General features: G+C 65.1%; 20 protein-coding genes and 1 riboswitch. Of the genes, 9 read left to right on the forward strand and 11 right to left on the reverse strand.

The window, feature by feature from the left end:
- Positions 1-36 precede the first annotated feature (36 nt).
- From LJ737_RS11015 to LJ737_RS11030, 4 genes are all read right to left on the reverse strand, one after another.
- On the reverse strand, positions 37-687 hold the full coding sequence (locus tag LJ737_RS11015; protein WP_227765585.1) for a sigma-70 family RNA polymerase sigma factor: 651 nt from the start codon (positions 685-687) through the stop codon (positions 37-39).
- Positions 688-755: 68 nt separating this feature from the next.
- Positions 756-2021, reverse strand: coding sequence for an O-antigen ligase family protein (locus LJ737_RS27120; protein ID WP_227765586.1), 1266 nt, complete (start codon positions 2019-2021; stop codon positions 756-758).
- Between the two features lie 25 nt (positions 2022-2046).
- A complete protein-coding gene (locus LJ737_RS11025; protein WP_227765588.1) occupies positions 2047-3078 on the reverse strand; it encodes a glycosyltransferase family 9 protein in 1032 nt (343 codons plus the stop codon).
- A complete protein-coding gene (locus LJ737_RS11030) occupies positions 3075-3845 on the reverse strand; it encodes a glycosyltransferase family 2 protein (protein WP_227765590.1) in 771 nt (256 codons plus the stop codon). Before LJ737_RS11030 ends, LJ737_RS11025 begins: the two co-directional genes overlap by 4 nt.
- Positions 3846-4017: 172 nt before the next feature.
- Between LJ737_RS11030 and LJ737_RS11035 the strand changes: the two genes are divergently transcribed.
- Positions 4018-4680 carry a hypothetical protein gene (locus LJ737_RS11035; protein WP_227765592.1) on the forward strand — a complete coding sequence of 221 codons (663 nt, stop codon included), beginning with the start codon at positions 4018-4020 and terminating at the stop codon, positions 4678-4680.
- Between the two features lie 68 nt (positions 4681-4748).
- On the opposite strand, the gene ahcY is transcribed toward LJ737_RS11035, so the two are convergent.
- Both ahcY and LJ737_RS11045 read right to left on the reverse strand, forming a co-directional pair.
- On the reverse strand, positions 4749-6062 hold the full coding sequence (gene ahcY / locus LJ737_RS11040) for an adenosylhomocysteinase (protein WP_227765594.1): 1314 nt from the start codon (positions 6060-6062) through the stop codon (positions 4749-4751).
- A gap of 125 nt (positions 6063-6187) precedes the next feature.
- The gene (locus tag LJ737_RS11045; RefSeq protein ID WP_227765596.1) at positions 6188-6934 is read right to left on the reverse strand and encodes a DUF4397 domain-containing protein; all 747 of its coding nucleotides are present in this window, start codon (positions 6932-6934) and stop codon (positions 6188-6190) included.
- Between the two features lie 121 nt (positions 6935-7055).
- On the opposite strand from LJ737_RS11045, the gene LJ737_RS11050 reads away from it, so the two are divergent.
- Entirely contained in the window at positions 7056-7664 is a 609-nt protein-coding gene (locus LJ737_RS11050; RefSeq protein ID WP_227765597.1) for a hypothetical protein, read from the forward strand.
- Between the two features lie 45 nt (positions 7665-7709).
- Positions 7710-8906, forward strand: coding sequence for a class I SAM-dependent methyltransferase (locus tag LJ737_RS11055; RefSeq protein ID WP_227765600.1), 1197 nt, complete (start codon positions 7710-7712; stop codon positions 8904-8906).
- Positions 8907-9072: 166 nt separating this feature from the next.
- On the opposite strand, the gene LJ737_RS11060 is transcribed toward LJ737_RS11055, so the two are convergent.
- Positions 9073-9672, reverse strand: a complete 600-nt coding sequence (locus tag LJ737_RS11060) for a DNA-3-methyladenine glycosylase (RefSeq protein WP_227765601.1) — start codon at positions 9670-9672, stop codon at positions 9073-9075.
- 111 nt (positions 9673-9783) lie between these two features.
- Positions 9784-10006, forward strand: a riboswitch (cobalamin riboswitch).
- Positions 10007-10171: 165 nt separating this feature from the next.
- Here LJ737_RS11060 and LJ737_RS11065 point away from each other — a divergent pair.
- Positions 10172-12121, forward strand: a complete 1950-nt coding sequence (locus LJ737_RS11065; protein ID WP_227765603.1) for a TonB-dependent receptor — start codon at positions 10172-10174, stop codon at positions 12119-12121.
- Positions 12122-12148: 27 nt separating this feature from the next.
- Complete coding sequence (locus LJ737_RS11070) at positions 12149-13216, forward strand: YncE family protein (protein ID WP_227765606.1); 1068 nt, start codon at positions 12149-12151, stop codon at positions 13214-13216.
- A 92-nt stretch (positions 13217-13308) separates the two neighbouring features.
- Here LJ737_RS11070 and LJ737_RS11075 read toward each other — a convergent pair whose 3' ends face one another.
- A complete protein-coding gene (locus LJ737_RS11075; RefSeq protein ID WP_227765607.1) occupies positions 13309-13578 on the reverse strand; it encodes a hypothetical protein in 270 nt (89 codons plus the stop codon).
- Between the two features lie 255 nt (positions 13579-13833).
- Between LJ737_RS11075 and LJ737_RS11080 the strand changes: the two genes are divergently transcribed.
- From LJ737_RS11080 to LJ737_RS11090, 3 genes are all read left to right on the forward strand, one after another.
- Positions 13834-14211, forward strand: coding sequence for a hypothetical protein (locus tag LJ737_RS11080; RefSeq protein ID WP_227765608.1), 378 nt, complete (start codon positions 13834-13836; stop codon positions 14209-14211).
- 7 nt (positions 14212-14218) lie between these two features.
- Complete coding sequence (locus LJ737_RS11085; protein ID WP_227765611.1) at positions 14219-14785, forward strand: helix-turn-helix domain-containing protein; 567 nt, start codon at positions 14219-14221, stop codon at positions 14783-14785.
- Positions 14786-14927: 142 nt separating this feature from the next.
- Positions 14928-16412: a hypothetical protein gene (locus tag LJ737_RS11090; RefSeq protein WP_227765613.1), complete on the forward strand. Its 1485-nt coding sequence runs from the start codon at positions 14928-14930 to the stop codon at positions 16410-16412.
- Between the two features lie 37 nt (positions 16413-16449).
- Here LJ737_RS11090 and LJ737_RS11095 read toward each other — a convergent pair whose 3' ends face one another.
- Positions 16450-16734 carry a hypothetical protein gene (locus tag LJ737_RS11095; RefSeq protein WP_227765615.1) on the reverse strand — a complete coding sequence of 95 codons (285 nt, stop codon included), beginning with the start codon at positions 16732-16734 and terminating at the stop codon, positions 16450-16452.
- 222 nt (positions 16735-16956) lie between these two features.
- On the opposite strand from LJ737_RS11095, the gene LJ737_RS11100 reads away from it, so the two are divergent.
- Complete coding sequence (locus LJ737_RS11100) at positions 16957-19377, forward strand: B12-binding domain-containing radical SAM protein (protein ID WP_227765616.1); 2421 nt, start codon at positions 16957-16959, stop codon at positions 19375-19377.
- Between the two features lie 82 nt (positions 19378-19459).
- On the opposite strand, the gene LJ737_RS11105 is transcribed toward LJ737_RS11100, so the two are convergent.
- Together LJ737_RS11105 and LJ737_RS11110 are read right to left on the reverse strand one after the other, a co-directional pair.
- Positions 19460-20515 carry a dienelactone hydrolase family protein gene (locus LJ737_RS11105; protein WP_227765618.1) on the reverse strand — a complete coding sequence of 352 codons (1056 nt, stop codon included), beginning with the start codon at positions 20513-20515 and terminating at the stop codon, positions 19460-19462.
- Complete coding sequence (locus tag LJ737_RS11110; RefSeq protein ID WP_227765620.1) at positions 20512-21048, reverse strand: GNAT family N-acetyltransferase; 537 nt, start codon at positions 21046-21048, stop codon at positions 20512-20514. The genes LJ737_RS11105 and LJ737_RS11110 overlap by 4 nt, the downstream gene beginning before the upstream one ends.
- Positions 21049-21051 lie beyond the last annotated feature (3 nt).

Raw genomic sequence — 21051 nt, forward strand, 5'->3', positions numbered from 1 at the left:
GGAGGAGGTAAGTCGGTGGAGGAGTGTTAAATGTACTTAGTCTTCGTCTTCGTCGTACGCTGGGGCAACATCACCTTCCTCAGAATCGTTGCCGTAACCCATTTTTTTTGCGTAGCGCTCCAGTTTGTCTTTCAAGAAATTACGGGCGCGGTGCAGCCGGGAACGGACCGTTCCGATGGGGATATCCAGCACCTTGGCCATTTCCTCGTAGGTAAACCCTTCCAGGTCGCAGAGGATAATCACGGTGCGGAAATCGACCGGCAGCGAGTTCAGCGCGCTGGCTACTTCGTCACCGATCAGGTCGCGGGTGGCTTGCTGACGCAGGTCGGGTGAGGAGGCACCCGTGTCGGCGTCGGCATCTACGTCCTCGGTGTTGTAGTAGCCCTCAATTTCGCTGTAGTCAACTTTGGCGGGCTGCTTGCTCTTTTTCCGAAAATCGTTGATGAACGAATTTTTCAGGATGCGAAACAGCCAGGCTTTGGCGTTGGTTCCGGGCTCGAAGTATTCGAAGAAGCGGTAAGCCTTCAGGTAGGTTTCCTGGACGAGGTCGTTGGCGTCGTCTTCGTCGAGGGTTAGGCGGAAGGCAAAGTTGTAGAGGGAATCCAGCACGGGCAGCAGCTCGGCTTGGAAACGACGGTCTTTTTCCTCCTTGCTCAGTTTCGGAACCCGTTCGGGAGTGTCGCTCATAGAGGTGGGTGGTTCAGGCAGGTGAGTATTGCCTCGGCTAAATGTAACGAAAGGTTGCCTTCAACGGGTTACACGCTGGGTTGTCGGTGCCGGTCGGCTGCGACGACCAGAAAGCCATAGAGGAAGACGAACAGGTTGAAGCCGATCTGCATTTCCAGCAGCGAATCGGCCAGGGCCGCCGCCGCGAAAATGAGCAGGTAGGCTCTCACGTACGGATTTTGGCGCAAGCCGGGTTGCACTAGGGGCGTAATCAGTACCCAAAGCCACAGCAGCAGCCCCGCTACGCCGGCCCCGACGAGGTAGTGGACGTACTGATTATGAATCATCACGCGGTTTTCCTGCGTCAGGCCGTAGGTCTGCCAGGAAAATTGCTCGTCCATGGCTTGGCGTACGTCGGCGGGCGCCACACCCAGCCAGGGGTGCTCGGCCACCAACACCTGCGCGTTGTGCAGGGCCGCCAGCCGCCGGCTGATGGAAAGCTGGTTGATGTCACGGCCCGCGTTGTACTCGTTGATGTCGTAGAGCGTGGCGCCGATGCGTTTCTGCACCGACGGCAGGCTCACGTAAGCCGTGGTGGCCAAGGCAATGCCCACTGCCAGCAACGCCAGCGCCAGCACCGGCCGCCGAAACAGCAGCAGCAGGCCCGACACAAACAACGCGGCGTAGAAGGCCAGCAACCCGGTGCGGTACACCAATACGTGCAGGCTCAAGGTGGCCGCGGCGGCGGCGCCCAACAGCAACCATCGGCTTAACCGGCCCGCCCGCGCCTCACGGCTGAGCGACACGGCCCAAAAAGCCGACAGGGCCAGCATGATGCCAAAGTAAATGTGGAAAATGCCGGTGACGGAAGGCACGTTCTGCCCCGTACCAATCAGCTCCTGCGCCCAAGCCGGGTCGGCGAGGTAACGGCCCAAGGTGGCCAGTCCCAGCAGCGCCGTACTGCCCACAAACCCTACCCCGAGGCCAAACCGCTGCCGCCCGGAAAGCGGCACGGCCACGGCAAACGCCAGCGGCACGCCGATTAGCGGCAGCTGGCGGTACACCTCGTGGCGCCACACCGACCAGTCGGAGGTGTACCACCACGTGAGCGGGATGAGCAGGTAGAGTGCGGCCGCCCGCTGGGCGGCACCATTGCGTAGCCATTGCGTGGCGGTTTGGCGCAGCTGGGGGTTAAGCAAGGCCGCCGCCACGCCTGCCACCGGCGCCAGCGCCACCAGCGCCCGGGCCGTGGTCAGCAGCCCGATGGCGCCGGCCACGCACGCGATGAGTAGTAGGTATTGCGACAGGTAGCCACGCCGGTACCACGCCGCAAATGCACTAGGGGAAGCTTCCACACGAAAACAATAAAAGCCGCTAAAGCTACGACGCGGCCAGCGGCTGCCAAACCGCTATGCGGCTCAGCAACTCGGCCGCCGCAATGGCCTTGATGCAGGTGCACGCCGCGGGTGCTTGGCGGCAATCGGCACAATCCGGCTTGTCGAACACCACGAACTCGGCGTGCGGGCCCAGCGGAGCCCAGCGGCCCGGGTGAATGGGGCGCATCGGCGGAAACACCCCCAGCGCGTGCCGGCCGAGCGCAGCCGCCAAGTGCAACGGCCCGGTACCGGAAGCCACTAGGCCATCGGCGGCGGCAATGAAAGCCAGGAATTGTGGCAGGGACAGTTGCCCGGTCAGGTCGGTGAGCACGGCAGCGTGTTCGCGCAGCCACTCGCGCATGGAGTCGCCCTCGGCTTGCGTACCGCTGACGAAGACGCGGTGGCCCTGCTGGTGCAGTGCCCGGGCCAGCGCCCCGTAGTGCTCCAGTCCCCACTCGCGGCCGTGGCCACGGGAGCGGGGGTGCAGGATGAGGTTCAGCTGCTGGGGGCGTTGCCGCGCCAGCTGCGCGGCGTGGAGCGGCGCCAGCGGTTCGGTGGCCCGCAGCCGGCCCAGCGGTACCAGTTCGGCCAGCGTGGGTAGGTCAGTTAGCCCCAGGGGCCGCAGCAACTCCAGGTTAAGCTGGGCCTCGTGCAGGGGCGAGTTGCGCCGGCTTAGGGCCACCAGTCGGTTGCAGGTCAACCAGTGAAACCAGCGGTTGCGCGTGCCGATACGCAGCGGAATGCGGGCCTGTCGGCACAGCCCGGCCAGGCGGCGGTTCGGGAATACGTGCAGTACGGCGTCGGCCCCAATGGCGCGCAGCGCGGCTACCTGCTCGGCGGCAGGCAGCTTTTGCAGGTCGTCGTCGCTGATGAAGGCATCAATAGCGGGACAGGCAGCGGCTACGGCGCGGGTGTAGTCGCGCCCGAGCAGGACCACGCGGCAAGCGGGGTAGCGCTGCTTCAGCCAGCCGCAGACGGGCAACGTCAGCACCAAGTCCCCAATAGCGTCGGTGCGGCTTACGAGAAAGGTCTTCATGCGGCAGCCGGCTTACGGGTGAGCACGCGCAGCTTCGCATACTTCAAAAACACGCCCCAGGCCGACAGCGCGGCAATGCTCAGGCCGGCAAACCCATCGAGCCAGCCGCCGCGCAGCAAGTACAAGTGCCAGAACTTCCACGTGGGTTTTAGCCACAGGTGCAGCACGCCGGCGCGCCGGCCCCGCTCCGCCAGCTCCTCGGCGCCGATAGTCGTGAACTTGTTGAGCTGCTGCACGTGGCTTTCGATGGTGGGGTAAGAGTAATGCAGCAGATCGGCCGTGAGCTGCCCAACGGTCTGGCCCGGTTGTACTTCGTACCGTTCGTGCAGCAGCTGGCCCTGCCAGCTGCCCAGGCGTCGGTCGTACAGGCGCAGCTTCCGGTCGGGGTACCAGCCGCCGTGGCGTACCCAATGGCCGCAGTAGTTGGTGAGGCGTGGCAGGGCGTAGCCGGCGTGCTGCCAGTCGGCCAGCACGCGCCGAATTTCCGCGCGCAAAGCGTCGGTCAGCACTTCGTCGGCGTCGAGCTGCAGCACGTGGTCGTGGCGGGCTTGCGCAGTGGCAACGTTTTTCTGCGCAACGTACCCGGCAAACGGGTGCGTGACCACGCGGGCGCCGTGCTCCTGGCAGATGGCCACGGTGCGGTCGGTGGAACCGGAGTCAACTACCACTACGTCGTCGGCCATGCCGGCCAGGGCGGCAAGGCAGCGGCCGATGTTGGCTTCTTCGTTGAACGTGATGATGACGACCGAAAGCGGATGCGTGGGCATAACGGCAAATATCGGCAGCCGCAGCCGTTGCTGGCGAGGCCGCGGTTCTGCGTCGCCAAGTTTGGGCCGGTCCTACCCTACTGGGCACGCGCAACAGCGCGCTGATTAGGACATGGCAATAGGCAGCAGCCCCGTGCGTTAGCTATGCGTTCATCATTATCCTTCATACCACATGACACAGTTCTCCTTACCGGCCTGGGCGGTGGCAACGGCCGTGCTGCTGGCCGGCTGCACCAACGACAGTCCGGCCCCGCCGCAGCCCGACTCCTTCCCTTCTTATCTGCCGCTACAAACGGGCAACTACTGGGTGTACCAGCGCTACGCTATCGACGGCGCTACCGGCCAAGCCACAGCTACTGCCGTGTTCGACAGCTGCTTCATCAGCAAAGACACGCTTATTCACGGCCAGAAGTACTACAAATTCGTGCGCCCTACCTTGTACGGCGTCGTAAAGGGCACCCGGTACGTACGCGACTCAGCCCATTACGTGGTCGACCATCATGGGCAGCGGCTGTTCAGCTCGCAGGACGTAAACATTCTCACTACGCACTATATCACGACGGGCGCGTTCAACGGACGAGTTGATACAGTTGGCCGCATCGTCGCGCAGATGCTGCCCCAAGACACCCTCGTTAGTACTGCAGCGGGCAGCTTCAGGGCGAAGAAATACCGGGAGAAGCACGAATTCTACCCCAACCTGTTTCCTGGTTACCAGCCCCGCCTGCTGTACACCCGCTACGCCGAGCAAGTGGGTATCGTCACGGAAATGCTCCCCTTCTTCGCCTCCGATCCAAACTACACCGAGCGTCGCCTGCTGCGGTACCGGGTGCACTAGCGGCTCAATGACATAAAAAAAGCCCCGCCGGAATGGTCCGGCGGGGCTTTTTTGGCATTAGGTAGATCCTAGTAGCGGTACAGATCCGACTTGAACGGGCCTTCCACCGGCACTTTGATGTAGTCAGCCTGCTTGGGCGTCAGCTCGTCCAGCTCCACGCCGATTTTCTCGAGGTGCAGGCGGGCTACCATCTCGTCGAGGTGCTTGGGCAGGGTGTACACCTTGTTTTCGTAGTTGTCGTGGTTCTGCCACAGCTCCAACTGGGCCAGCGTCTGGTTGGTGAACGAGTTGGACATCACGAACGAGGGGTGGCCGGTGGCGCAGCCCAGGTTCACCAGGCGGCCTTCAGCGAGGATAATCACCTCTTTGCCGTCGATGGTGTAGAGGTCGACCTGGGGCTTGATGGTGTCCTTGGTGTGGCCGTAGTTCTTGTTCAGCCAGGCCATGTCGATTTCATCGTCGAAGTGGCCAATGTTGCAGACGATGGCCTTGTCCTTCAGCGCGCGGAAGTGCTCCTCACGCACGATGTCGCAGTTGCCAGTGGTGGTGATGACGATGTCGGCCTCCTTGATGGCGTTTTCCATCTTCTTAACCGCGTAGCCGTCCATGGCCGCTTGCAGGGCGCAGATCGGGTCGATTTCCGTCACGATGACGCGGGCGCCGGCGCCGCGCAGCGAAGCGGCGGTGCCTTTTCCTACGTCGCCGTAACCGGCTACTACGGCAATCTTGCCGGCCATCATCACGTCGGTAGCGCGGCGGATGGCGTCCACGGCCGACTCTTTGCAGCCGTACTTGTTGTCGAACTTCGACTTGGTTACCGAGTCGTTGATGTTGATGGCGGGCAGGGGCAGCTTGCCGGCTTTCATACGCTCCACGAGGCGCAGTACGCCGGTGGTCGTTTCTTCGGAGATGCCGCGGATGCCGGCTACCAGCTCGGGGAACTGGTCCAGCACCATGTTGGTCAGGTCGCCGCCGTCGTCCAGAATCATGTTCAGCGGCTGGCGCTCCTCGCCGAAGAACAGCGTCTGCTCGATGCACCAGTTGAACTCCTCCTCGTTCATGCCCTTCCAGGCGTACACGGCGGTACCAGCGGCGGCAATGGCGGCCGCGGCGTGGTCCTGGGTCGAGAAGATGTTGCACGACGACCAGGTCACCTCGGCGCCCAGGGCCTGCAGCGTCTCGATGAGCACGGCCGTTTGGATGGTCATGTGCAGGCAGCCGGCGATGCGGGCGCCCTGCAGGGGCTTGCTCGCCCCGTACTGCGCGCGCAGAGCCATCAGACCGGGCATTTCAGCTTCGGCCAGGCGGATTTCCTTGCGGCCCCACTCGGCCAGCGAAATGTCTTTTACCTTGTACGGTACGTAGGTCTTGGTCTCAATCATGGTCGTTCTCGGAATTGTCGCAATACAAGTACAAAGGTACCCAAATTGTTCGGCGTAAGCCAATATAGAAAAAGCCCGAGCGAGTGCCCGGGCTTTTGAACTTATCGACGGTAAACGTAACCGCTTTAGTTGTGCGTGACGAGGTCCAGCTCAAAGCGTTCCGTCGTGGAAAGCGGCGTAGCAGACCCACGCAGGTACAGCGTGTAGATCTTGCCAGCCGCGAAATTGGTGGTCAGTTTATCGGAACCAGCCAAGGGCACCACGGGCAAGTTCGTGGTGGTGTTGACCAAGTAGTAGGTGGCAGTACCCGGCGCAATTTCCACGAAGGAAGAGGCCGCCCCCAGAGCAGTACCGGGAATCACGGCGGTGGTGGTAGTGCTGTTTTCCGTGCGCATCAGCCCAACCGGAGACGGCGTGCCCTGCCCAACGTTGACCAACCGAATCTTGGCTTTGCCGCTGCTCGGCGCGGTCAGATCATCTTCAACCCATAGCCCGGTAGCCGTATTGCTGGCTTGCCCGGTGGCGGTGTAGGCAAACAAGGAGTAAGATTTGTCCTTGCTTACGGTTTGCGTGCTGCTCAGCAGCGTGGCCCCACCGGTAGCTGCTACGGCTATTTTAAAGGTGTGCGACCCGGCATTGACTTCTTGGTAGCCGCTTTGCTCTTTGTAAGCCAGCTGCTTCAATTCGGTGTCGTCCGACAAAAACTTCACGGCTACCGAGGGGCTGGTGACGGCGTGAACAGCCATTACTTTGCCTTTGTCGACCACTGGCACTGGGTCCGGATCATCGTCGCCGCCGCAGCTGGTGAAGATGGCAGCCGGCACGGCGGCTAGTAGCAGCAGGTGCCCAAAACGTTTCAGAGGGTGATTCATGAAGGAAGGAATTAAGTGAACACCACATGCGTTGGGCCTGAGAACGTAACGTTCGTCGGTTTTGTTGGGCTGTTCATCGAAACTTGCACGTTTCGGAGTCCCTGAATATTAAATTTGTAGCATGACGTCTACCGCCCTGCTGAAACCCCTGCGCAACAGCGCTGCTGCTTTTTTCTTGCTGTTTGGCGCTGCGGCACCGGCCATGGCTCAGCAGACTCCGGTTAATCCTGGCACCAGCATCCGCCTGAGCCCCGAAGACCAAGACCGCGGCCTGAACGGCGTGCAGAAAAACTTCTGGTTTACCACTGGCAGCGGCGAGCAGTACAAAAACGCGGGCTTCTTCGGCCAACGCTTGCGCCCTTACCTCACCGACGAGCAGGCCGTGGCTAGCCTCGACCGGTACCGCCGGCAGCGCTGGCTGCATTTGGCCGAGCGCGCCGTATTCGTTGGCTCGGCCGGGCTGTACGCCCAGCAGGCGTTCAGCGCCGATAAGCCCCAGTACTTCAATACCACGCAGAAGGCCGCCATTGGCGTGGCCGTGGTCAGCCTGATTTCCAACGCGTTTATTACGCGTAACACCAATCAGCATTTTCTTCGCGCGGTGGAAGCCCAAAATGCGACTTCGCCGGCCGCGCGCCGTATGGGAATGGAGCGAGCCATGCCTGACCTGCTCGGTGTGACGGCCCCCACGGGCCGGCCGCAACTGCTGGTGGGCTGGACGCTGCGCTAGTCCCACCCTACCTTTGCGCCTTTTAGGCGCTACCTTACCGTTGTGATGGACGTTTCTTTGTCGGCAGAGGCGCGGCAATATGTAGCCGAGCACCTGCACGACGACCCCGCCAAGCTGGCCCTGCAGGCCCGCCGCTATCCTCATCTGCCCGTGCCCGAGTTGGTGCGTCAGATTCAGGCCCGTCAGAAGGCCAAAACCAAACTGCCCACCTGGGCGGCCAACCCCGACCTGATTTTTCCGCCCGCGCTGTCGGTGGAGCAGGCGTCGTCGGCGCGCACGGCGGCGTTTAAGGCTGCGTTGGTTGGCGGCACCCGCTTGGCCGACCTCACCGGCGGTTTCGGCGTCGATAGCAGCCATTTCGCCCGCAGCGTGCAGGAAGTGCACTACGTGGAGCGCAACGCGCAGCTGGTGCAAGTGGTGCGCCATAACCTTGAGGTGCTCGGCGTGACTAACGTGCACCTGCACGTGGGCGACGCCGCCGCGTGGCTGCGCGAGCAGCCCGATGGGCATTTTGACTGGCTCTACCTCGACCCGGCCCGCCGCGACTCGGCCGATAAGAAAATCTACCGGCTGGCCGACTGCGAACCGGACGTGGTGCGCCTGCTGCCTTTGCTGCTACGCAAGGCCGAGCGCGTGCTGCTGAAGACCTCGCCCATGCTCGACGTGGAGCAGGCCATTCAGGAGCTGGGCCACGTGCGCCGCCTCTGGGTGGTGGCCGTCGACAACGAGTGCAAGGAAGTGCTCTACGAACTGGGCAAAGAAGCTGCCGTGGATCCGGAGCGCCTGACGGTGAACCTATTGCGCGACGGGCGCGAACAAGCCTTCCGCTCGAACCGCACCCGGGAGACGAAAGCGGTGCCGCGCTACGCCGAACCGCAGGATTACGTCTACGAACCAAACGTGGCCGTGCTCAAAGCCGGCAGCTTCAAGAGCGTGGGCACCAGCTTTGGCTTGCTGAAACTGCACCAGCACAGCCACCTCTACACCTCGAATCAGCTGCGCGAAGACTTTCCTGGCCGCATCTTCCGCTGCCGGGCCGTGTGCCGCTACGACAAGAAAGAGCTGCTGAGCCACCTCGGCCCCGAGCAACGCGCCCACGTCACCACCCGCAACTTCCCCGATTCGGTAGCTGATTTCCGCCACCGCACCGGTATTCGCGAGGGCGGCACCACCTACCTCATGGCCACCACCGACCTGACCGGCCGCCTCATTGTGCTGGTGTGCGACCGGCTGGCGCCTTGAGGCCGGGAGGACTTGGTGAGGCGAAGTAATGCTGCCCGCTAAAAATCGACGGCCCGAATAGCAGAAACTATTCGGGCCGTCGATTTTTAGCGGGCAGCATCCAGGGCAGTACGCCAAGGCCTATCACACCCAAATTCAAAACTTCGCCTTTCACAAGTCCCCTTGTCTATTTCGCCGGACTTGTCCAGGGGCTGCCTTGCAGGCGGAAACGCCAGGGCAGGGCGGCATCGGTGCCGGCGTAATCGATGCCGACGCGGGGGCTGGCAACGATATCAGCGGCGGCTATGGGTTCCTGCTGGTCTTCGAGCCAGATGAGGTTGCCGGTGAGGTCGGTGCCGTAGTGCTGCACCCCGATGCCGAGGGCTTGGGTGAGCAGGCCGGGACCGGCGGTGAGGTTGCGCGCCGGCCGGGCGAGGCCGCGGCGCAGCTGCATTTCGGCCAGTCCTTCGGTGGGCTCCAGGCCGCGGATGAGCACGGCATCGGCCTTGCCGGCCACGTTGGTGATGATGTTGAACAAGGCGTAGCGGCCGTAAATCAGGTACACGTAGGCCACGCCACCGGCTTCGTACATCACGCGGGTGCGCTTGGTGAAACGGCCCAGATGGGAGTGGCAGGCCTGGTCGTCGATGTGGGCGTAGGCTTCGGTTTCGACGATGCGGCCGCCGGTCAGCACCCCGTCGATGCGGCTGAAGAGGTATTTGCCCACCAAGTCGCGGGCCAGGGCTACCACGTCGGGCTGCTGGTAATAAGCAAGCGGAAGTTTCATGGGCCTTGTACGGCCCCTGCCGCGCATTCAGGTTCGATTTCGACCTCGGCTAATCCGAAACGCTGCCCCGCCAAAACAAGCCGGTGCGGCAATTCCGCGAAATCCGTGCTTATCTTTGCGGCACGCATGGGTGGCCAGACCCCAATCGGGGGGCGCGGCTGAAAAGGGAATGCCGTGAAATTCGGCAGCTGTCCCCGCAACTGTAAGCTTCCATCATGCGCCGGGCCCACCTCGCCACTGTTCCGCTGATGCCGGTCGACCTGACCGGCGGAGGAATGGGAAGGCTGCCCGGCGCGAAGCAAGTCAGGAGACCTGCCCGTGCGCATCTTAGTGTTCGGCGCCTGCGGAGGACGGGCGGAGAATGAATCATTATTGGGCAACGTCGCTGGTTGGCGGCGGGCCCGGCTTCCCTGATTCTGCCTCAGCCCGGCAACCGGCCCCTACCGGCCGCGCGCTTGGTTCTGAACCGAATTTTTCGGCTTCGAAAACTTTGGTTCGGTTGTACGCTCGTTTCTTCTGCTCCGCGCGCCGCCGCGGCGGGCTGGTGCTGCTGCTCAGCGGCGGCCTCGCACCGGCGTGGGCGCAGTCGGGCCCGCCGGCCCCGGCCGATACGGCGCGGCACGTGCTGGCCACGGTGCAAGTGCAGGCCCTGCGCCCCGCGCGCTACGCCGCCGGCAGCCGCTTCACCTCCCTCGACTCGGCCGCGCTGGCGCCCTACCAGGGCGGCACGGTGGCCGATGCGCTGTCGGGGCGTACGCCGCTGTACGTGCGCACCTACGGGCCGGGGCAGCTGGCGTCGCTGTCGATTCGGGGCACCTCGGCGCGGCACACGGCGGTGCTCTGGCACGGCTTCAACCTAAACTTCCCCACGCTGGGCGAGGCCGATTTTTCGCTGCTGCCGGTGGCTGGCCTGGGCCGCGTGGACGTGCAGCACGGCCCCGCCGCGGCGCAGTACGGCACCGGGGCCATGGGCGGGGCCGTGGTGCTCGGCGCCGCCGGGGCGCCAGTGGGCACGCAGGTCAGCACCGCGGCCGAGGCCGGCAGCTTCGGAACCCGGGCCCTGAGCTTCAGCGGCAGCCAGCGCGACGCGCGCGTGGCGGTGCGCACCAGCTTTCTGGTACGGCAGGCCGACAACGACTTTTGCTACTACGGCCGGGAGTTGCAGGGCGAAGTGCGCCGCCGCCAGGAAAACGCCGCCCTCACCCAGAGCAGCCTGCAGCAGGACGTGACGGTGCAAGCCGGCCGGCGCGGCGAAGTCACGGCCGCGCTCTGGCTCACCGACGCCAACCGGCAGATTCAGCCGGCCATCGGCTCGAGCAATACCCACGCCCGCGAACGGGACCAGAGCGCCCGCGCGGTGCTGGGCTACCGCCTGCGCACCGAAAGCAGCGAAACCAGCGTGCGCGCGGCCTGGTTCGGCGACCTAATTGAGTACCAAAACGACCAGCTCAGCACCAGCCACTCGCGCAGCAGCGTGCGGCAGGCGCAGCTGGAGCACACCCGGCAGTGGCGCCCCAACCTGAGCTTGCGCCTGGGAGCCGAAGCCCAGCACTTCGTGGCCCACGTGGACGGCTACGGCCGCCCGGTGCAGGAGCAGCGCTACGCCGGCTTCGCCCTGCTGCGCTACGACCCCTCGGCCCGGCTGCGCCTCACGCTGAATGCCCGGCAAGCCGTGCTGCCCGGCCGCCGGCCGCCGCTGGCGCCCACGGCCGGCGTGGAGTGGCAGGCCTGGCGCGCGGCCCGGCAGCAGCTGTGGCTAAAGGCCAGCGCCGCCCGCAGCTACCGCGCCCCCACCCTCAACGAACGGTACTGGCGCCCCGGCGGCAACCCCGACCTGCTGCCCGAAACCAGCCGCGGCGGCGAAGCCGGGCTGCACTACGAAGCGCTGGCCGGTAATCAGCTCAGCCTGCAGGCCGACCTGACCGCCTACCGTCTGCTGGTGGACAACTGGGTGCAGTGGCTGCCCGACGCGGGCGGCACCTGGACGCCGCAAAACCTGCGGCAGGTGCGCAGCCAAGGCGTGGAAGCCAGCACCCAGGCCCAGTGGCGCCGGGAAGCTTACCAGCTGCGCGCCACGGCGGGCTACGCTTTCACCCAAAGCCAGAAGCGCCGCGGCTACGCCCAAGACACCGACCCGGTGGGCGTGCAGCTCGCCTACGTGCCGCAGCACAGCGCCTCGTTGAGCACCGACCACGACTGGCGCGGCTGGCTGCTGACCACGGCCGCCACCTTCACCGACCGGCGCTACACCACGGCCTCGGGCTCCGACTTCCTGCCGGCGTACGGCCTGCTGCACGGCAGCGTGGGCCGGCGTTTTCGCTGCGGCCGCTGGCAGCTGACGGCCCTCGTGCAAGGCCACAACCTCAGCAACGCCCGCTACCAGAACTACGCCTTCCGGGCCATGCCGCCGCGGGCGGGCACGCTGAGCCTGCGCGCTGCTTGGCACTAACTGACACTCACTTTTCCATCATACTCCATGCACTTCTCTCCCCTCGCTTCCCGGCTCCGGCCCCTGTTGACGCTGCCCCTGGCGGCGGCGCTGCTCAGCAGCTGCGGCAAAGACGAAACCGAAAAAAAGACCCTCGACGCCAACGTGTACGTGCTGAACCAAGGGCAATACGGCACGCCGAACGGCTCGGTGAGCGGCTACCGCCGCGACACCAAGGAATCGGAAAAAGACCAGTTTGAGCGCGCCAACGGCCGCACCGTGGGCGACGTGGTGCAGTCGATGACGGTGGTGGGCGACAAGGGCTACGTGGTGGTCAACAACAGCAGCAAGGTGGAAGTGGTGGCGCTGCCCAAGTTCAACGCCGTGGCCACCATTAGCGGCCGTTCGCAGCCGCGCTACCTCGCCGTCAACGGCAGCACGGGCTACCTCACCGAGTGGCAGGGGCCGTTCACGGGCTACCTTCCCGGCCGCGTGTCGGTTATCGACTTGGCCACCAACACCGTGGCGAGCACCGTGACCGTGGGGCGTAACCCGGAAAAAGCCCTGGTGGCCGGCACCAAGCTGTTCGTGCCGAACTCCGACGAAAACACCGTCAGCGTGGTTGACTTGGCGACCAAGCAAGTAGAAGCTACCCTGACGGTGGCGGCGGGCCCCAACTCCCTGGTGCAAGACGCCAGCGGCAACGTGTGGCTGGCCTGCGGCGGCATTACCCGCTACAGCGGCGGCGTAGTCAGCTCGCGGGAGCCTGGGGCGCTGATTCGCTTCTCGGCCACGACGCCGTACACCAGCCAAGCCACCTGGGCTTTTGCCTCCGGCGGGCCGTCTAATCTGCAGGCTTCGTCGGACCGGACGGCGCTTTACTACAGCTATGGCGGGGCCGTCTACCGCATGGCTACCACGGCCACGGCCCTGCCCACGGCGCCGGTGCTGCGCCGCAGCTTCAACGGGTTCGGCATCGACCCGACCAACAACGAGCTGTACATAGCCACCGGCTCGTTCTCGGCCGATGGCCGCGCCGTGCGCTACAGCAGCACCTTCGCCCCCGTCGATTCCTTTGCGGTCGGCATCGGGGCCAGCGCCTTCTCGTTCCGCTAAGCGCCGCGAGCTAGCCGATTCTCCGACACAAAAAACCGGCCCCGTCAGCTGTTTGCTGGCGGGGCCGGTGGCGTTACACGGCGGCGCGACTGTTAGTCGGCTTTGCCGTCGTTGTCGTGGTCTTTTCGGTCGCGGGCGTTGTCGTAGAGGCGTTCCTGGGCGCTGACGGCGGTGTCGCGCTGCACGCGGGCGCTGTCGATGCCGCCGGTGGGGTGCTCCGCGCCGGGGTCGAGGGCTTTTTTCTCGGTGCCGCGTTCCACGTTGGTGTCGCCCGAGTCGGTGCCGGTGCTGCAGGCGCTGAGGCCAGCAGCCAGCAGCAAAGCCGCGCCCAGGGTGCGCAGCGGGTGGAGGAAGGTGTTCATGGAAGTTGAGGGAGTAAGTATGGTCGGCAGGCAATATACACAGCCGCCGCAGCCGGCGGAAGCCTTGCCTGCTAGCACAAACGCGGCCGCCGGGGTTTGGTTATGTCGCTGACCGTCCGCACTTACAGGCGCAAACTTCGCCGTACCCGGCCCCGCTTTCCGCTGCGCGGAGGCGGTTTGCCGCGCGCTTGCCGCCGCCGGGCGGTGGGCGCGGCAGCCGGCGCACGGAGCGTTGCTGCGGCCTATCTTTGCGCCATGGCTGCTCCCCGTCGTCGCGCTTCTTCCTCCCGAACTTCCCCGTGGCTGGCTCATCCGCTGGTGCGGCGGGCCGGCATCCTGCTGGCCGTCAGCGTGGGCCTGTCGCTGCTGCTGGTCACCTACCTGTTCGGGTTCGACGGCTTCTTCGGGCGGCTGGTGGGCGCCACGTTCGTGTGGTTTGTGCTGCTGAGTGTCACTTTTTTGGCGGTGGTGCCGTTTGTCAACTGGGCCGCCGATAACTGGTTTGGCCGCAGCTGGGCCGAGCACCCCACGCCCCAGCCCGCCCGCAAGCCCCGGGCCAGCAACACGCCCAAGGCTACGGCCGCGCCCAAGCCCACTCGCTACGCGCCCCGCACCCCGACCAACTCCGACTAGCCGCGCCATGACCACCGAGCTGCACATCAAAAACATGGTTTGCCCGCGCTGCATCAGCAGCGTGCAGCAAATTCTGACCGAGGCCGGCCTGCAGCCCGTGGCCGTAACGCTTGGCCACGCGGTGCTCGACGAGGCCACGCCCGCCGACCCCGCCCAGCTGCGCCCGCGGCTGGAAGCGGCGGGCTTCGAGCTGCTGCAAAGCCGCGACGAGCAACTGGCGGAACAAATCAAAGTGGCGCTGGCCGAGTACCTGGAGCACCTGCGCACGGCCCGCGTGCCGCTCACGACCTCGGCTTTCCTGGAAGAGCGGTTTCAGGCTTCGTATGCCCACCTGAGCAAGCTGTTTTCGCGCCAGGTAGGCCTGACGCTGGAGAAGTACCTCATCCGGCTGAAAATCGAGCGGGTCAAGGAGCTGCTCAGCTACGGGCAGCTTACCCTGGCTGAAATTGCCGACGACCTGCGCTATAGCTCGTCCCAGCACTTGAGCACGCAGTTTCGCCAAGTGACGGGCCAAACGGTAACCGAGTACAAAGCTCAGCCCCACCGCACCTCGCTCGACCAGATAGCCGGCTAATGCGCTATCTGGCCGGATGCAATACCATCCGGCAGCAGCGGCTGCGGTGGGACGAGGCCGAAAGTCGCACGGCTGAGCCCTTAATCTTGCACCAACTTCGGGGCGGGCAATCGGGTATGTATCATACCTCAATGCCCCATCCATGAAGCATCTGTTTTCCCTTGTGGCACTGGTGTTGCCCCTAGCCGCCGCCGCCCAGCACCACCACCAGCCGAGCCCGCCGCCTGCCCGCCCGGCCGCCGCCGATACCACCCACCACGGCCACCACCCGGCCACGCCGACGTCAGCAACCGATCCGCACGCCGGCCACCATATGCCCGCCGCGTCCCCTGATACCACCCATCAGCAGCACGCCGGCCACGACATGGCGGGCATGGAAGGCATGGGCGGGATGCAGGGCATGTCGCACGCGTACTCGCGCAACCTGCCCATGTCGCGCAACGGCTCGGGCACGGCCTGGCAGCCCGACGCCACGCCCATGTATATGTGGATGAGCCACCACGGCAAATGGATGGTGATGAACCACGGCGCCGTCTTCGGCCGCTACACCAACCAAAACATAGGCCGCAGCGGCACGCAGCGCGGCGGAAACACGTTCGACGCGCCCAACTGGCTGATGACCATGGCCCAGCGCAACATCGGCGCCAAAGGCTTGCTGAACCTGACGGCCATGATTTCCCTGGACCCGCTGACCGAGGGCCTGAACGGCTACCCGCTGCTGTTTCAGTCGGGTGAGGCCTACCGCGGCCGGCCGCTGGTGGACCGGCAGCACCCGCACGATTTGTTTTCGGCCCTGAGCATCGGCTACACCCACGCCGTGTCGGAGGACGTGGACCTGAGCCTGTATTTGGGCTACCCCGGCGAGCCGGCCGTGGGCCCGACGGCCTTTATGCACCGCATTTCGGCCATGCCCAACCCCGACGCGCCCCTCTCCCACCACTGGGTCGACGCCACGCACATCACCTTCGGGCTGGCCACGCTCGGGGTGCGCTACAAACAGTTTAAGCTGGAAGGCTCGAACTTCACCGGCCGGGAACCCGACGAGCACCGCTACGGCTTCGACCGGCCCCGTGCCGATTCCTGGGCGGGCCGCCTGCAGTGGGCCCCGTCGAAGGAACTGGTGCTCGAAGCCGGGCAGGCCTACATCAAAAGCCCCGAGGAGCTGCACCCCGAGGACAACGTGACGCGCACCACGGCCGCCGTGCTCCACTCGCGGCAATGGGCCGATTACCGCTTCGTGGCCTCCTCGCTGATCTGGGGCATGAATAAGTCGGACCACGGCCGGGAGCATTCGGCCCTGGCCGAAACCAACCTCACGCTGGGCCGGCCCACGTTCTACGGCCGCTACGAGTTTGTGCAGAAAGACCCCGACGAGTTGGCTGTGCCCCACAGCGAGGAAAGCGAAACTGTCTTTAACATCCACGCCCTCACACTTGGCACCAGCTACCGCCTCGCCCAGCTCGGCGCCAAGGGCCCGGAGCTGCATGTGGGCGCGCAGGGCACGGTGTACCGGCCTGACGCGGAAGTTCGCAGCTACTACGGCAAGACACCGGTATCGGCCGAGGTGTACCTGCGCCTGAACGCGCCGCTGATGCGCATGGGCGGGATGGGCAGCATGAAGATGTAAATGCATGCGCCTGTCGGTCAGTCGCATGCGTTGCCAGCTACGCAGTTGGTTTGGGGCCGGGCGCTACCGCCACAACAGCGGGCTTGGATGCCACCAGCACCACGTAGGCCAGGTCGTTCCAGTCGGTTGCATATACAGCATCCTCCACGTCTTTCTGGGCCGCGGCCACCAGTTCAGCTTCCGAGGCATCGGCACTTTCTTTCTGGTAGGCAGTCGGCACCTCGTCTATTACCCGCCAGTCTCGTTGCTCCATCTCACGAACAAATACGCCGCCTAGTGAGGTGTCTTGGTTGGTGTCATTGATGACGATAAGTACGTTCATGGCAGTTCGGGATTGATGTAATTATCGTCGGGCAACCGCTGCCGAACGATAAGCCCCGAAAATCGACGTGTTTTCCGTCCTGCAAATCAGTGCCAGTACTGAATTACGGCACCCCGTCACGTCGCTGGCGCGCCATACGCTCCCGACGATGCCGCCTGCATCAGTGGCATCCGTGGTCTACCTTTGCGGGCACCTTTGCCGCGCCTTCGCGGTTGTTGCCCCGTGCCGACGACGTCTACCCCCCTGCGCATTCTGCTCATCACCCCGCCGCTCACGCAGCTGAACACCCCGTACCCGGCCACGGCCTACCTCACGGGCTTCTTGCGCGGCCGCGGCTACCACGCCGCCCAGGCCGATATCGGCATTGAGCTGGTGCTGCGGTTGTTTTCAGCGGCGGGGCTGCGCCGGGTGTTCGACGCCATCGAGCACGGAGGTTTCGAGCTGACGGACAACGCCCGCCGTATGCTGCGCCTGCGCCGCCGCTACGAAAGCACCGTCGAGCCGGTCATCCGCTTTCTGCAGAACAAGGACCTGACGCTGGCCCCGCGCATCTGCCACGGCCGCTTCTTGCCCGAAGCCGCGCGCTTCGACAACGTGGCTGACTTGGAAACCGCCTTCGGCACCATGGGCCTCACCGACCAAGCCCGCCACTTGGCCACGCTCTACCTCGAAGACCTGGCCGATCTGCTCAAAGAAACCGTCGGGCCGCAGTTCGGCTTTTCGCGCTACGCCGAGCACCTGGGCCTCACCGCCACCTCCTTCGATGAGCTGCACGACGCGCTGCAAGTCGCGCCCAACCTCGTGGACGAAATGATGCTGGAGTGCTTTGCCGAGGTGCTGCAGCGCGAGCAGCCCGACGTCATCGGCTTCACCGTGCCCTTCCCCGGCAACCTCTACGGCGCGCTGCGCCTCGCACAGTTTGCCAAGCAGCAACGGCCCGACATTCGCACCCTGATGGGCGGCGGTTACCCCAACACCGAGCTGCGCGGCATTAAGGAACCCCGTTTTTTCGACTACATCGACTACCTCACTCTGGACGACGGCGAGGGGCCCTGGCTAAAGCTGCTGGAGTATTTCGCGGCCGAAAAGGCGCGTAAGGCCGACTTCGCAGAATGTCATGCCGGGCCCCGAGAGGCATCCCGCGTGCTTGACCAGAACGACCGGAGCCGGCCGGTCATGTCGAGCGAAGTCGAGACATCTCGCCGGCTGATTCCAAGTACTGCTGCGCTGACTGCGGAAGCCACTACCGAGCGAGCTGGTTCGGCTGTGCCTCAGCATGACGTTTTAGCACAACCGGCCTTGCAGCGCACCTTCCTGCGCAACGCCGCCGGCCAAGTGGAATACCGCAACGACTGCCCCGACGCGGACATTCCCCACACCGAAATCGGCACGCCGGACTACGACGGCTTGCCGCTGCGCGACTACCTCTCGGTGATTGAGGTGCTGAACCCCATGCACCGCCTCTGGAGCGACGGGCGCTGGAACAAGCTCACCGTGGCCCACGGCTGCTACTGGAAGCGCTGCTCCTTCTGCGACGTGACGCTGGACTACATCCGCCGCTACGACACCGCCCCGAGCGCACTGCTGGTCGACCGCATCGAGCAAATCGTGCGGCAAACCGGGCAAACCGGCTTTCACTTCGTCGACGAGGCGGCCCCGCCCCTGGCCCTGCGCGACTTGGCCATCGAGCTGCTTAAGCGCCGCGTGAGCATCACGTGGTGGGGCAACATTCGCTTCGAGAAAACCTTCTCGCCCGACCTGTGCCGCCTGCTGGCCGCCGCGGGCTGCATTGCCGTGTCGGGCGGGCTGGAAGTGGCTTCCGACCGCCTGCTGGCGCTGATGGAAAAGGGCGTCACCATTGCCCAAGTGGCGCGCGTGACGGAGGGCTTCACCCAGGCCGGCATCATGGTGCACGCCTACTTGATGTACGGCTTCCCCACCGAAACTGCCCAGGAAACCGTGGATTCGCTGGAAGTAGTGCGGCAGCTGTTTCAGGCCGGTATCGTGCAGTCGGGCTACTGGCACCGCTTCGCCATGACGGCCCACTCGCCCGTGGGCAAGAACCCGGCGAAGTACAAGGTGACGCAGATCGGCCCCGAGCCCGGCGCTTTCGCCTGGAACGACCTCTGGCACGACGACCCCACCGGCGCCGACCACGAGCAGTTCGGCCCCGGCCTGGCCAAAGCCCTGTACAACTACATGCACGGCGTGGCCCTGCACGAGCCGCTGCAGTTTTGGTTTGACTTCCGGGTGCCGCGCCCCACCGTGCCGCGCCAGCTCGTCGAGGCGGCGCTGACCGAACCCGGCAAGCCGGATCTGGCCAAGCAGAACCTGCGCTTGTTCTGGCTGGGCAACGCGCCCGAACTGCGCTTGGAAACCCGCCAGAAAAAGGGCCGCTTCACCGAGCAGGCCGTGCTAACCTTCTACGAGCAGGCCGAAGACTTCGAGCTGAAAACCACGCCCGCCATCGGCCAGTGGCTGCAGGGCCTGCTCACCCAGCTCTCCGCCGACTACGATACCAAATTACTCTTGAAAGAAGCCGCTGCCACGTTCCCAGCTGCCGAGGCGGGCCTGTCGTTTGAGTCTTTCCTGGTGTCGCCGGCGTGGCTGCTGCTGCGCGAGAAGGGGCTGCTGCTGGTGTAGCGCCACCCGGCGGCAATGGCCAGCAGCAATAGCGCCGCGTGAATGGACGACGGCACAGGCGCAACCTAGACTGCGCTAGGTGCTAGTGCAAGCCTCGTAGCCACTGCTGCAGGCTGGGCGCCAGGTCGGGCGGGGGCTGCGGCCAGCGCCGCGCCGAATCGGCCCGCGCGGGCAAGAGCAAGGCGCCGTTGGCCTGCTGGTACACCTTCACGCCCGAGCCCCGCCTACGCCCCACGGCATTGCGGAGCTGCTGGCTGCTTATGGCTACGTTCAAACTGGTATCGAGGGCGCCGTACAGCCCCAGCACGGCCACCGGCTGCCGACTTAGCTGCCGCAGCCACGCCCGGTCGGCCCGCCCGAAAGCGGCGCCCTGCACCAGCAGAAAGCGCGGCCGCGCCGCTTCGGCCGATAGAACGGCCGCCCGGCCGCCCGGCCCAGTTGCCCACACGCCCACTTTGCCGGAATCAACCCGGGGTTCGGCCCGCAGCCGCCGCAGCGCAGCCGCTATTTGCTGGGCCGCTACCGAATCAGATAGGGCGACAGTGGGGCTGGCTAGGGCCACCTGCACGCCCTGGCCAGCCAGCCAGTCGGCCCAGCCGTAGGCAGCGCCCGCAGCGCCGGGCATCGGCCAATATAACAAGGCCGGTCGGTGCTGCGCGGTGTCGAGGGGCAAGTAGCGCAGCACGGCGGGAGCTGCGCCGGCCGCCGGTTGGCGCGTCACGGTATAAGCAGGTAAATCGGCTGCGCCCCGGCGCACGGCTACCAGTTCGGCCCGCAGCGTATCGTGCAACCACACGGCGCCGGTGAGGAAATTCGGCTCTTCGCGCAGGGCCAAGCGGCTGCCCCCGGGCAAGCGCCCCACCAACGCCGGCGCTCGATACGCCACGCTATCGAACCACCGGGCGTACGGCGGCCCGCCCGGCGCCCGCAGCTGCACTTGCACCAGTCGGCTGGCCGAATCTTGGTAGACGTTGAGCACTACCGGTAGCTCGGCGCCGCGGTAGGTAAGCGTGCCTTCGTAGCGGCCAACGGGGGCCACGCGCTGCTGGCGGTCGGCAGCGGGCGAGCAGGCGGACAACAAGCCCAGCCCAAGGCTTGTCAACCACTCCCAGCGCACGTCCAGCAGCCGCCTCCTCATAGCCCCCTGCGCAGGACGTAGTCGGTTTGCACGTCGTTTCCCACGCGGAATTCGGTTTCACCGATTTGCTTGAAGCCTTTGCGGCGGTAAAACTCCTGGGCCTTTTCGTTTTTCTCCCACACGCTCAGCACCAGGGAACGGCAGCCGCGTTGCCGGGTCTCGTCGAGACAGCGCCGCAGCAAGCTCGCACCCAGCCCGGTGCCCTGCCAGTCTTCCTGCACGTAGAGGCGCTGCAGCTCGGCCCGGTTGCGCACATCGGCGCCGGGCTCAGCGCCCAGGCCCGAGCCGATGGTCAGCTTGGCGTAGCCTACCAGTTGCTGCTGCATCAACGCCAGGAAAAAAATGGTGTTCGGATCCTGCAACTCCGCTAGCTGCTGCTCCGGACCGAAATTCTCCGCCACGTACAGGGCCATATCCTCCGCCGTGTTCTGCGCGGCGTAGGTATCCTGAAAGGTTTGGCGGCCGAACTCGGCGAGTTGGGCCGCAGTGGCGGCGGTTCGTTTGGCTGGAACGATGCGGAGCGGTGAGGACATAGC

The sequence above is a fragment of the Hymenobacter sp. 15J16-1T3B genome (assembly GCF_020711235.1).
Taxonomy (GTDB): Bacteria; Bacteroidota; Bacteroidia; order Cytophagales; family Hymenobacteraceae; genus Solirubrum.